Origin of the sequence: Thioalkalivibrio sp. ARh3, from assembly GCF_000377265.1 — a bacterium.
Classification (GTDB): domain Bacteria; phylum Pseudomonadota; class Gammaproteobacteria; order Ectothiorhodospirales; family Ectothiorhodospiraceae; genus Thioalkalivibrio; species Thioalkalivibrio thiocyanoxidans.
In genome coordinates, this window is record NZ_KB897960.1 from 1 (window position 1) to 10,325 (window position 10,325).

The following is a 10,325-nucleotide window of genomic DNA, read 5'->3' on the forward strand; positions in this document are numbered from 1 at the left end:
CCTTCGGCTTGACCTTGCCCGCCTCCAGATCCCGGACCCACATGCAGTCGAGCTTGTTCTTGCTGACATCAATGCCAATATGAGCCATCTCGTCCTCTCACCTTGTCCGTACAGCTTCACCCGCCCTTCACGGGGAGCTTGGATACCGTTCAAACTTCGAGATGAAAAAGGACTCGGGGGCCCATCTACGGCACAGGTTCGTGACCTCAGGATGCGATCGGGTTACCCCGAGTCCGGTGCGGTCCATGGTAGCGATCCGTGAACCGCAAGACACAAGGATGCGATGAGCGCAGCGAATCGCATCGCTCCAGGCGTGTAACCTGTCTCAGCCCTAATGATGCGATTCGCTGCGCTCATCGCATCCTACCCCGCGCGGATCGTTGCGGCGACGACCCAGGATCACCCCCAGTGGGCCATGCGGTTCAGGGCCGCGCCGGCCAGGTGCCGTCCGCCAGATGGCGCGCGCCGCGCGGCAGACGCGGCATCCAGTAGACCCAGAGGGCCGCTGGACCGTCCTCGGTCCAGGCGGGCACCAGGGCACGGCGATACTCCCCGCGGCCATCCGGTCGCACACCCTCCAGGGCATCGACGCGCGGCAGGGTCCGCGCCGGGTCCGGCAGGCGGATCCACTCGCCGTGCACAGCCGCCTGTGTCACCTGCGGGACAGGCGGCGCGAGGCCCCGAAAACGGCGCTGCCGCGCCGCGTCACGGGCGGGATCCTGCCCGGCCTTCAGGAGAATGCTGCTGTCGGGAACCTGCACGGCGGGATAGCCCACGGGCAGGTCATAGAGCGACCCGACAATAGCCGCGGTGCGAATCCGGAGGGCCTGCGCGCAGAATGCCCGATGGTTGGCGAAGCCCTGCTTCAGTGTCCCGTACACGAACAGGTCGACAAACGCCGCCATACCGATGCCTACTCCCAGGGAAACACTGATCCATGCACATGCTCGCGCTCGAGTCGCTTTTGCGTGCGAACAAGGCGCGGTGACTACCGTGCAGTCATTCTGCACAAGGGAACCGCAACGCCGTGCGCGCGCCCATTTTTTGTAACAACGGGCGGCCGAGCCCCTTCGTTCATTAAGTTGTGGGGTTGGCACCCCAGGTTCCCCGATCCTGCGTTGCACCGCTTGCGGGTAGAACCACTACCCGCTGCACGGCGCGCCTTGTCTCGGAAAACCTGGGGTACCAACGCGAGCGTGTGCATGGATCAGTGTTTCCCTAGGGGAGTCGCACCACCGGGCGCCAGAGACGGGCGGAATCCGGGACCTGGCCGGGCCAGTCGACGATGTAGTCGATCAAGGGAAGATTGGGGGCATCGCATTCCCGGATAACCCGCCCGGCCACGGAGACGCGGGCGCGCTTGACCGTTTCCGGATCGCCTGTCAGCAGAGGGTGCCAGGTCGGCAGTGGCTGCCCCTCGAAGCGCAGCCGGTAGGCGCAGGTGGGTGGCAGCCAGTTATAGTTCGGCAGGTCTTCCAGGGTGAGCTGGATGCAGTCGGGCACGAAGTTGCGGCGGTTTGCGTAGTCCGAGCAGGCGCCGGTCTCGCAGTCGAGCAGATCGCAGGCCAGCCAGGTAAAGGCCAGTTCGCCCGAGTCCTCGTCTTCCAGCTTGTGCAGACAGCAGCGGCCACAGCCGTCGCACAGGGCCTCCCACTCCGCGTGGCTCAGCGTCTCGAGCGGGCGCTCCCAGAACGGGACCGGGGCCCCGTCTGCGGGATCACTCATGGTCCTCGCCGATCATGCGCCGTCCCTCGTCGCGCAGGCGATCCACGGTCTCGCCCCAGCGCTCCTGGGTCACATAGTGCATCAGCACGCGGCCCCGGCGCGGCACCATGATGGCCAGGCCGCGATCGGGATAGAGCCAGTAGCTGTGGTCGGAATCCACCTGCATGCGCTCGGCCGGTTCGCCAAAGCGCTCCTCCAGGACGTCGGGGGTCCAGCGCGCACGGGGGATATAGCTCATCTCGACGATCGGGACGTTGCCCAGCGAACTGAGCGCCTCGTCGCTCAGCCCGTAGCGCCATGCCCCGCTGGGCATCGGCCGATCGGAGGTCGTCTGGGACTCGATGCGATCAAGCTCGGCCTCGTCCAGATCCGGACGCAGCACCAGGTTCGTCTCGAACGGCGGGATGCGCGCGTTCACGTAATAGGCCTCGACCGAACGGCTCCCGTCCGGGTCCACGAACAGGCGAATATCCGGTACCGGCAGGCGGCCCATCTGGTCGGCCATGGTCGACTCACCCAGCGTAAAGCCCAGCACGCGGGTGCGCTGCTCGTCGATCACCTGCACCTGCCAGGGCAGGTCGGTGAACTGCTGGCTGCGCTGACCGCCCGGGTTGGAATAGACCCACATCGCCAGCGCCATGATCACGACCATCGCGATCAGTCCCACGATCCAGCGTATCTGCATGCGTTGCACTCTCCGACGCGAGGCGGCCCCGGCGCGCCGGCTCTCGTATAATGCCGGCCCTCCCGCTGACCACCGGATGACAGCACGCCATGTTCTCACGTTTGTCCGCCTGGATCACCGCCCGCTCCGTGCCTGCCGGCAGTGCCGGTCGCATCGTCGTGCTGGCCCCGCAACAAACCCTGCTGGCCGCCGCCGACTGGCTCGACGAACTGGCCGCCACGGCGGGCCCGCTAACGCTCGGCGTGACCGATGCCGAGCGCGATGGAGAACTGCCCGACCCGAGTGGCGACCGGCCCGCGGTGGCGCTGCCGCCGGAGCTGGCCCGGGAACGGCTGGCACGCTTGCAGCCACGGGCCGTGGTCGTCATCGGCCCGGCTGGCGAACTGGGCCCGTCACTTGCCGCGATCACCGCGCCCCGCCTCTGGGTGAACGCCGAGGGCGACGCCCCTGCCGACATCGAGTGGGCCGCGATCTTCGCCGCGCGTGATCAGGCCTGCAACGCGCCCGAGGCACGGGTGATCGGCGACCCGATCGCCGGGGCGGTCGAGCTCCCCGCGGCCCCGGCGCCCGACACGGACTTCTGCGAACGTTTTCGCGAATATCACGAGAAGGGGCACCCCATCCTGCTCGCCCCCAACACGGGGCCCGGCGAGGAGGCCTTTGCGTTCGCGGTACTGTTCGCCGTGCTGCGCAAGACCGCCGCGATCCTGCTGCTGGCGCCCGCGGACCGCGAACGTCACGAACCGGTATACCGCGACGCGATCAAGTATTCGCTCCCGATCATCCGCCACAACCGCTTCATGACCTCCTTTGTGCCCCGCAAGAACCGGGTGTACTACATCGAGGATCCCGAGACCCTGCGCTCGGCCTACGGTTGCGCGCACGTAACCCTGCCCGGCGGGACCCTGGCCGCCAGCGAAACGCCGCCGGACCTCGGGCTGCCCCTGACCCACGGCAGCGCCGTCGTCTGCGGACCGGCGGACAACCCCGCTCGGCCGGACGCCGCTACGCGCCTGCGGCTGGCCGCCGAGCACACCGGCCTGGTGTCGCGCGGCAGCACGCCGGAAGAGGTGGCCGACGAGGTACTCGCACGCCTGGCCGAGGGCCGAACCGCACAGGATAGACGCGACGACCTGGCGCAATGGCAGCAGCGCCAGGCCAATGCCCGCTCCGCCGTGCGCGATGCCCTGACCGGCAGTCTCGCCAACGCATGACGCAACCAGGGGAAACACCTTCCAAGTAATTGATCTATAATCGTCAGGACGTTCATTTGACGGATCACCCGATGATCGATGGCAGCACGTCCCTGACGGGCATACAGAACGGCGTCACCAGCCTGCGCCAGCAGGCGCATACGGTGGCCACCGAGCCGACCGGCGGGCGCGAAAGCACGACCGCACAAGTCGGCATGATCGCGAGCCAGAATCAGGTCGAGGCCTCGGTGAAGACCCTGCAGGCCGAAGATCGCATGATCGGGTCGTTGCTGGACGTGCGCGCCTGAGACGGCGGGTTCCGGGAGGCGGACGATGGAAGTCCCAGTCAGCAATCCTTCAGCGGCAGTCCCGCTCGGCACGCGGCCGACGGGTTCCGATCGCCTGGGACTCGGCCAGACCTCGGCACCCGCAGAGTTTGACCGCCCCCTGAACGACCCCGAGGCCGGCGAGGCCCGCCGCCCGATCGAGGACGATGCGGAGCAGGATAGCGATCGCCGCGGCGGCGATCAGAGTGAGCGGTCGCTGGATTTCGGCGCGCGTTCCGAACAGGAACTGTCGAGCCGAGCGCGCATCAGCGCCGAGCAGGAGGCGGCCCGCATGCGCCGCGATGGCGACGACCAGCCGGACGAATCGGCGCTGCGCGATGGCGGCTCGCTGGGACAGGACGGCGTCGAGGCACTGCGGCGCCGGGTTGAACTGGCCGTACGCCTGGCCGGCCCCACCGAGGAACCGCGGCGCGAACTCAACGTGATTATCTAAAGAGGCCCCGGCGCCACACCAGGCGCCCTGCGCCTACTGGAGCCTGGTTACCGGCTGCCCCTGGCTCTGCAGCCACTCGCGCGCCTTCTCGCCTGCATGAAGGCGTTCATCAGGGGTCAGTTCCCGGGCCACGCGCTCGCGATAACGGGCCGCGTTGACCACCCCCATCTCGGCCGCGATCGCATACCACTTGAACGCCGAAACATCCGAGCGCTCCACGCCCTCGCCCATCGCGAACAGCCGCCCCAGATTCGCGGCACCCCGGCCCTCGCCGCTCTCGGCCGCCAGCAGATACCACTGCGCAGCCTGTTCGGCATCCTGCGGCAGCCCGCGTCCTTCGTCGAACTTGAGCCCGAGATTGAACATGGCCTGGGCGTTACCGCGCTCCGCAGCCATATGAAACCAGCGGGCCGCCTCGTTGGTATCCGGGGCAACACCGTCACCCTGCTCGTAGAGGACCGCGAGGTTGAAGGCGGCATCGGGAAAGCCCGCCTCCGCCGCCCGGCGATACCAGCGCGCAGCCGCTTCCGGATCGCGCGACTGATACTGCCCCTCGTCGGCCAGCACACCCAGATTGTAGGCGCAGCGGGCATCGCCAGCGGCGGCACCGGCGCGCCAGCCATCGATCGCAGCCTCGACATCGCCACGCCCCCAGGCCTTCCGAGCCTGCTCAACGAGATTTTCCAGTTCAGGAGTATCAGCCATCGTCATGTCTTGTGAACCCGATATTGTCCGGGACCCTCCGGTTTGTGGTGAGTTCACTTTAGCGGGCCGCCATGCACAGGGCGATTTCGCACACTGGCTTTCGTGACGCCCGGCACAGCCAGGGGGGCACCGAAAAATTCGACCGAACTCATGAAAACAGCTGTTGTCTCCTGCCCCGAAAGCAGAGTGTTTTCACGCACGCTCACCCAAAGCCCTCAAGCAAAAGGAGAGACATTATGAAACGATCCACCGGAATCCTGGCGACGCTCGCCATCGCCCCGTTCGCCCTGCTGGTCGGCTGCGGCGAAGGCGACATGGACATGGAAGAGTTTGAAGAGCAGCAGATGGAGCAGCAGGAACAAGGCGGTGGCGAACCGATGCAGCCGCCGGCGGATGAAGGCATGCAGCAGCCCCCGCAGGAAGGCGGCGAAATGCCCGAAGAGGGAGGCAGCATGGAACCGCCCGCGGACGGGGGTGGCGAACAGGACTTCTAGTCCTGCCATCCGCCTGAAGTGCAAAAGGAGGGGCTGGTCCCCTCCTTTTTTGTACCCGGCCGGCTGCCTCCCAACACCACAAACAATAAGGGCAGCAGCCCACCGGCCACTGCCCCCTCGCACAAGACGAGCCTTCAGTTGTCGAACGTGTCTTCCATCTCGTCGCCAGCGTCGTCCATCGCATCACCGGCATCGTCCATCGCATCATCGATTTCTTCACCGGTCTCTTCGGCCGGGCCCTGGTTGTCACAGCCCGCGAGGCTGGCACCACCCAGCGCCAGCATCAGCGCCAGGAAGAGAATCGTCAGTCGGGATTTGTCGAGCATCGGTTCGCTCCTTTACCGGAAAATGGATCCTTCACGTAGATAGTCCAATCGGCGACCTCTGTCGAGGACCGCCGCTTGCTGGACTCGGACGTTGGGACCACAGACAAACGAGAATGATCGGCCTTCCGGCGACCCGCCCCGCCACACTGTGACCCACATCCAGTTTCTCGGCGAACTCGCCCCGGCCTCTCAGAAACGCGCATTCAGGGAAACAAACAGGCGCCGGGGCTCGTAGAGGTTGTTGTAGACATTGCTGAAGGTGGTTTCTCCGGTGTCCCCCCGGGCATACGGCCGGTAGTCCTTGAAGTCCTTGTCGAACAGGTTGTAGAGCGTCGCGTTCAGGGTGACGTTCTCGGAGATGTGGTAGACGGCACCGACGTTCACCATTGTGAACCCATGGAAGTCGCCCAGGGCATCGTAGGCACCCTGCGCACTGCCGCCGTCCTGCGGCTCGTGATAATTGCGCGGGCGGAAGGCGCTCGAACGGTACTCGGCCTCGGCGAAGGCCTCGACCCGCGGGGTCGCCTGCCAGTCCAGCCGGGCATTCAGCATGTGCTCGGGCACGCTGGCCAGCGGGTCGCCGACGTTGCTGGCCGCGGTCCCGCCCCGTTTCACCTCGCTGTCCGTCCAGGTGTAGTTGGCCGAGAACGCCCAGTCGGGTGCGAAGCGGTAGCGCGTCGCAAGCTCGATCCCCCGCACCACCGACTCGCCAATATTCACGTCGACGCCTTCGTTGGCTCCGGTGCCACGCTCGATCTTGTCCTTGAGCTCGTTGCGGAACACGGTCGCCTGAGCCGAGAAGTCCTCGCGGTTGTCATAGGCGACAGTGAACTCGACGTTGGTGCTGCGCTCGGGCTCCAGGTCCGGATTGCCGAACAGCGGCGTGGAGCCCCCGTCGCCATAGCCGATCACCCCGTCGGTGATCTGCTCGATATACGGGGCGCGAAAGCCCTGGCCAATCCCGCCCTTGAGCGTGACGGTATCCGTCGCACTGAACACCCCGTACAGGCGCGGCGTGATCTGGCTGCTGAAGTTCTCGTTGTCGTCAAACCGCAGACCACCGGTCAGGGTGAACCGGTCGGTCATGAACCACTCGTCTTCGACGAACAGGCTGTACTGCCAGAAGGACAGCGAATCCGGCAGGATGCCGTCTTCCAGCTTCGGACGCAGATACTGCCCCCCGACCGTCAGCACGTGGTCATCCAGATACGTGACCACCTGAGTATCCAGGATCGTGGTGTCCAGTCGGAGCGTTCGCGGTGCGCCTTCGCGCGAGGCATCCGGGACAGCCCCCTCGTTGATCGTACGCCCGAGCGTCTCCACCCGATCCTGGGTCAGGGTGGTCTCCCAGGTCCCGAAGTCGTAATCGCCCCGATGGCCGAGGCGCACCTGATCGCGCTGGAACTCGAGTTCGCGCGAATAGCCGCGCAGAAAATCCTCGCGTGAATCCCCCGTGCCCGTCAGGCGCCCGAGCTGTCCGCGCGAGTTGTCGTAGCTTTGTCGCGTGGTATCCAGCCGCAGGGAGAATTCATCCTGCGCATTGGGTGTAAACAGCAGGCGGCCGCCAAAGGTCTCGACATTCGCACTCGTCGGGTTCTGCCCCATGGTGCGGTTGTCGGTCAGGCTGGGCTCGGTGCCGGGGATGTCGATGCTGGAGGCCGAGCGCTCGTACAGATGGGTATACAGCTGCATGGACAGGCGTTCGTCCACCAGCGGGCCGGCAAGATAGCCTTCCAGGGTGGAGTAGCCGCCAAAGTCGGAATCCGACTGGAACGTATGCCCCAGCGTCGCAGAGCCCTCCCACTCGTCACCCGGCTGGCGGGTGATGATGTTGACCACGCCCCCGATCGCATCGGAGCCGTACAGGGTCGACATCGGGCCGCGAATCACCTCGATCCGTTCGATGGCCGCGACCGGCGGAATGAACACGCTGGAGGCATCCGTGAATGCGTTCGGGGCCACGGTGCCGGAGACGTTCTGGCGCACACCGTCGATCAGCACCAGGGTGTATTCCTCGGGCAGCCCGCGCAGGCTGATCGTCTGGTTGCCAGTCTTGCCGCTGCGGGCATCCAGCGAACGCACGTTCACCCCTTCGATCCCGCGCAGTGCATCCGCGAGGCTGGTGACCTCGCGGCGCTCCAGCTCTTCGCGCGTCACCACGGAGATACTGGCGGGCGCCTGTTCGAGATCCTGCTCGAAACCGCCCGCCGTGATGACGACCGGTGCCAGACGTTGTTCTTCCTCTGGCGGGTTGGCCTGTACCCCTTCCTGGGCGTGGGCGACCGAAACAGCGAACGGAAAGCCGAGGGCGGCGCTGGCGATACCGGCCAGCAGCAGTGTCTTGCGGGTCGTTTCGGACATGGCGCAGTCTCCCTTGTGTCAAGGTCGACCCCTTCGCGGGGCCGGGAGGCTGGCTGGCTCGAACCGGGTTCTCGCTGGCTGGCATTCGGGTTGTGGCAAGGCTTACTTGGTCAGGATCAGCTTGTCGTTGGCGGTCTGGCGCAGGGTGTACCACTCGCCCCGGTGCCGGATACGGATCTGGCGCGCGGGACCGAGCAGGTCCTCGCTGGCCACCTCGCGCGGACCAGTTGCCGGGCGCGAGGATAATGGGCCGATGGTTCCATCTCGTGCGTTCATCGCTCGGCCTCCGGTTCGGAGACAAAGGCCATGCGGCTCACGCCCGACTGGCGCACCTCGGCCATCACCCGGGCCAGCCGCTCGTAGCGCGTGTCCTGGTCCGCGCGCAGATAGATCGCCACATCGGGCTGGTGCTCGACCGTCTCGCGCAGGCGTTCCGGCAGACGGTTCAACGAGACCGGATGGTTGTTCCAGTAGATCTCGCCGTCCCCGTCCAGCGAGAGCGTAACGCTGTCCGGAAGCTCGTCCGCGGGCTCGCTGGTCGCCTGGGGCAGCTCCAGCTCCACCGAGTGAGTGATCACCGGCGCGGTAATGATGAAGATCACCAGCAACACCAGCATCACGTCCACCAGCGGGATCACGTTCATATCCGACATCGGCTCGTTGCTGTCGCCCAGGCGTCCAAAGGCCACGCTCACACCCCCTGGGGCAGGCCGCCCCCGGCGGACGTGTCGGCCTGGGCATGGCCACGAGCCGCATCGGCACGGCGCGCCTGGCCCGGCTGCAGATCGGAATGCATCAGCAGCGCATGCAGATCGTGGGCGAAGGCCTCCAGCGTCTGGCGCTGCAGCCGCTGGGCACGGTTGAACACGTTGAAAAACGCCACGGCGGGAATCGCGGCCGCCAGACCCGCCGCCGTCGCAATCAGTGCCTCGCCAAGCGGGCCGGCGACCAGGTCCATGGACACGCTAGCCTCCGTCGAGATATCGATCAAAGCCGCGTGGATGCCCCAGACCGTACCCAGCAACCCCACGAACGGCGCCAGACTACCCACCGAGGCCAGAATCGTATTGCCCGCCTGCATGCGCAGGTTCTCGCGGTCCATCGACTGGCGGATCATGCGGACCACGTGATCGTCCAGCTGCTGCTCGGCCTTGTCGCTGCCGTCGCGCACACCGCGATAATGGTCAAACGCGTGGTAACCGTCCTGCGCAATCGATGCAAGCGGCCCGCTGCAGTCACCCGCGAGGTCACGAAAGCGCCGAGCGCTCTGGCTCTCCTCGAACGCGGCCAGCGTCCTGCGGTTCTGCCGACGCACGCCCAGCAATGTGAAGAACTTGCCGACCGCGATTGCCCAGGTGGCGATGGACATCACCAGCAGCGTCAGGAACACCCCGACCAGCAACGGGTCGCCGTGGCGGAATACATAAAAGACGTCGAAATCACTCATGGCTCTTGGCACTCGGCATTGCGTTTGAAGGGTTCGACTGAAAAGCACCGGGGCGCGTTAGCGCAGCTGGAATTCCATCGGCACGACAACCTCGACCTCGACGGCACGACCACCCCGGCGCGCCGGCTCGAATCGCCAGCGCTCGACGGCCGACAGAGCGGCTTCATCCAGGCGGTCGTAACCACTGGATTCTTCGACCTCCCAGCGGACCGGTTCGCCTTCGGCCGACACCGTAACCCTCAACATCACGGTTCCTTCCTCGCGACGGCGCTGCGAGATACGCGGGTAGTCGGGCGGCGGGTTATCCAGATAATCCGCTCCGAATCCGGGCTCCTCGAACGGCTCATCCCCCTCGCCGGGCTCACCCACCGCGTCCTCTGAGGCGGTGTCCGCCGCATCTTCAGAGTCCGTGTCCTCGCGAGAGTCCGCTTCCGAATCCGTGGTCTGTTCTGGTTCTGGTTCTGGTTCTGGTTCTGGTTCTGGTTCTGGTTCTGGTTCTGGTTCTGGTTCCGGTTCTGGTTCCGGCTCTGGTTCCGGCTCTGGTTCCGGCTCTGGTTCCGGCTCTGGTTCCGGCTCTGGTTCCGGCTCTGGTTCCGGCTCTGGTTCCGG

General features: G+C 66.0%; 14 protein-coding genes. 4 read left to right on the forward strand and 10 right to left on the reverse strand.

Annotation, left to right across the window (positions count from 1 at the left end):
- Positions 1-422: 422 nt before the first annotated feature.
- The 3 genes from C995_RS0113430 to C995_RS0113440 all read right to left on the reverse strand — a co-directional run bounded on the left by C995_RS0113430 (position 423) and on the right by C995_RS0113440 (position 2,410).
- The gene (locus C995_RS0113430; protein ID WP_018865427.1) at positions 423-905 is read right to left on the reverse strand and encodes a gamma-glutamylcyclotransferase; all 483 of its coding nucleotides are present in this window, start codon (positions 903-905) and stop codon (positions 423-425) included.
- Between the two features lie 313 nt (positions 906-1,218).
- Entirely contained in the window at positions 1,219-1,725 is a 507-nt protein-coding gene (locus C995_RS0113435; RefSeq protein ID WP_018865428.1) for a YcgN family cysteine cluster protein, read from the reverse strand.
- Positions 1,718-2,410, reverse strand: a complete 693-nt coding sequence (locus tag C995_RS0113440; RefSeq protein WP_018865429.1) for a hypothetical protein — start codon at positions 2,408-2,410, stop codon at positions 1,718-1,720. Before C995_RS0113440 ends, C995_RS0113435 begins: the two co-directional genes overlap by 8 nt.
- Before the next feature lie 89 nt (positions 2,411-2,499).
- Between C995_RS0113440 and C995_RS0113445 the strand changes: the two genes are divergently transcribed.
- The 3 genes from C995_RS0113445 to C995_RS0113455 all read left to right on the forward strand — a co-directional run bounded on the left by C995_RS0113445 (position 2,500) and on the right by C995_RS0113455 (position 4,383).
- The gene (locus C995_RS0113445; protein ID WP_018865430.1) at positions 2,500-3,624 is read left to right on the forward strand and encodes a hypothetical protein; all 1,125 of its coding nucleotides are present in this window, start codon (positions 2,500-2,502) and stop codon (positions 3,622-3,624) included.
- 71 nt (positions 3,625-3,695) lie between these two features.
- The gene (locus C995_RS0113450) at positions 3,696-3,911 is read left to right on the forward strand and encodes a hypothetical protein (protein WP_018865431.1); all 216 of its coding nucleotides are present in this window, start codon (positions 3,696-3,698) and stop codon (positions 3,909-3,911) included.
- A gap of 25 nt (positions 3,912-3,936) precedes the next feature.
- Positions 3,937-4,383: a hypothetical protein gene (locus C995_RS0113455; RefSeq protein WP_018865432.1), complete on the forward strand. Its 447-nt coding sequence runs from the start codon at positions 3,937-3,939 to the stop codon at positions 4,381-4,383.
- A 33-nt stretch (positions 4,384-4,416) separates the two neighbouring features.
- Here the strand turns inward: C995_RS0113455 and C995_RS0113460 are convergent, their stop codons facing one another.
- A complete protein-coding gene (locus C995_RS0113460) occupies positions 4,417-5,088 on the reverse strand; it encodes a tetratricopeptide repeat protein (RefSeq protein WP_026279131.1) in 672 nt (223 codons plus the stop codon).
- A gap of 236 nt (positions 5,089-5,324) precedes the next feature.
- Here C995_RS0113460 and C995_RS0113465 point away from each other — a divergent pair, with 236 nt between their 5' ends.
- Entirely contained in the window at positions 5,325-5,582 is a 258-nt protein-coding gene (locus C995_RS0113465; protein WP_018865434.1) for a hypothetical protein, read from the forward strand.
- Between the two features lie 134 nt (positions 5,583-5,716).
- Here C995_RS0113465 and C995_RS0113470 read toward each other — a convergent pair whose 3' ends face one another.
- From C995_RS0113470 to C995_RS14445, 6 genes are all read right to left on the reverse strand, one after another.
- Positions 5,717-5,908 (reverse strand): hypothetical protein, encoded by a 192-nt coding sequence (locus C995_RS0113470; protein ID WP_018865435.1) that lies wholly within the window; start codon positions 5,906-5,908, stop codon positions 5,717-5,719.
- A 189-nt stretch (positions 5,909-6,097) separates the two neighbouring features.
- Entirely contained in the window at positions 6,098-8,269 is a 2,172-nt protein-coding gene (locus C995_RS0113475) for a TonB-dependent receptor domain-containing protein (RefSeq protein WP_018865436.1), read from the reverse strand.
- 102 nt (positions 8,270-8,371) lie between these two features.
- Positions 8,372-8,545: a hemin uptake protein HemP gene (hemP, locus tag C995_RS14160; protein WP_018865437.1), complete on the reverse strand. Its 174-nt coding sequence runs from the start codon at positions 8,543-8,545 to the stop codon at positions 8,372-8,374.
- Positions 8,542-8,958, reverse strand: a complete 417-nt coding sequence (locus C995_RS0113485; RefSeq protein ID WP_026279132.1) for a biopolymer transporter ExbD — start codon at positions 8,956-8,958, stop codon at positions 8,542-8,544. Before C995_RS0113485 ends, hemP begins: the two co-directional genes overlap by 4 nt.
- A gap of 2 nt (positions 8,959-8,960) precedes the next feature.
- Entirely contained in the window at positions 8,961-9,716 is a 756-nt protein-coding gene (locus C995_RS0113490) for a MotA/TolQ/ExbB proton channel family protein (RefSeq protein ID WP_018865439.1), read from the reverse strand.
- Positions 9,717-9,773: 57 nt separating this feature from the next.
- Positions 9,774-10,325, reverse strand: a 552-nt coding sequence (locus tag C995_RS14445; protein WP_026279133.1) for an energy transducer TonB, incomplete at its 5' end; no start/stop codon positions are given.

Excerpts from the sequence above, each read along its gene's own strand:
- C995_RS0113435 (WP_018865428.1), bottom strand. The coding sequence starts at position 1,725 with ATGAGTGATCCCGCAGACGGGGCCCCGGTCCCGTTCTGGGAGCGCCCG.
- C995_RS0113475 (WP_018865436.1), bottom strand. The coding sequence starts at position 8,269 with ATGTCCGAAACGACCCGCAAGACACTGCTGCTGGCCGGTATCGCCAGC.
- C995_RS0113440 (WP_018865429.1), bottom strand. The coding sequence starts at position 2,410 with ATGCAGATACGCTGGATCGTGGGACTGATCGCGATGGTCGTGATCATG.
- C995_RS0113470 (WP_018865435.1), bottom strand. The coding sequence starts at position 5,908 with ATGCTCGACAAATCCCGACTGACGATTCTCTTCCTGGCGCTGATGCTG.
- C995_RS0113450 (WP_018865431.1), top strand. The coding sequence starts at position 3,696 with ATGATCGATGGCAGCACGTCCCTGACGGGCATACAGAACGGCGTCACC.
- C995_RS0113460 (WP_026279131.1), bottom strand. The coding sequence starts at position 5,088 with ATGGCTGATACTCCTGAACTGGAAAATCTCGTTGAGCAGGCTCGGAAG.
- C995_RS0113445 (WP_018865430.1), top strand. The coding sequence starts at position 2,500 with ATGTTCTCACGTTTGTCCGCCTGGATCACCGCCCGCTCCGTGCCTGCC.
- C995_RS0113465 (WP_018865434.1), top strand. The coding sequence starts at position 5,325 with ATGAAACGATCCACCGGAATCCTGGCGACGCTCGCCATCGCCCCGTTC.
- C995_RS0113490 (WP_018865439.1), bottom strand. The coding sequence starts at position 9,716 with ATGAGTGATTTCGACGTCTTTTATGTATTCCGCCACGGCGACCCGTTG.
- hemP (WP_018865437.1), bottom strand. The coding sequence starts at position 8,545 with ATGAACGCACGAGATGGAACCATCGGCCCATTATCCTCGCGCCCGGCA.
- C995_RS0113430 (WP_018865427.1), bottom strand. The coding sequence starts at position 905 with ATGGCGGCGTTTGTCGACCTGTTCGTGTACGGGACACTGAAGCAGGGC.
- C995_RS0113455 (WP_018865432.1), top strand. The coding sequence starts at position 3,937 with ATGGAAGTCCCAGTCAGCAATCCTTCAGCGGCAGTCCCGCTCGGCACG.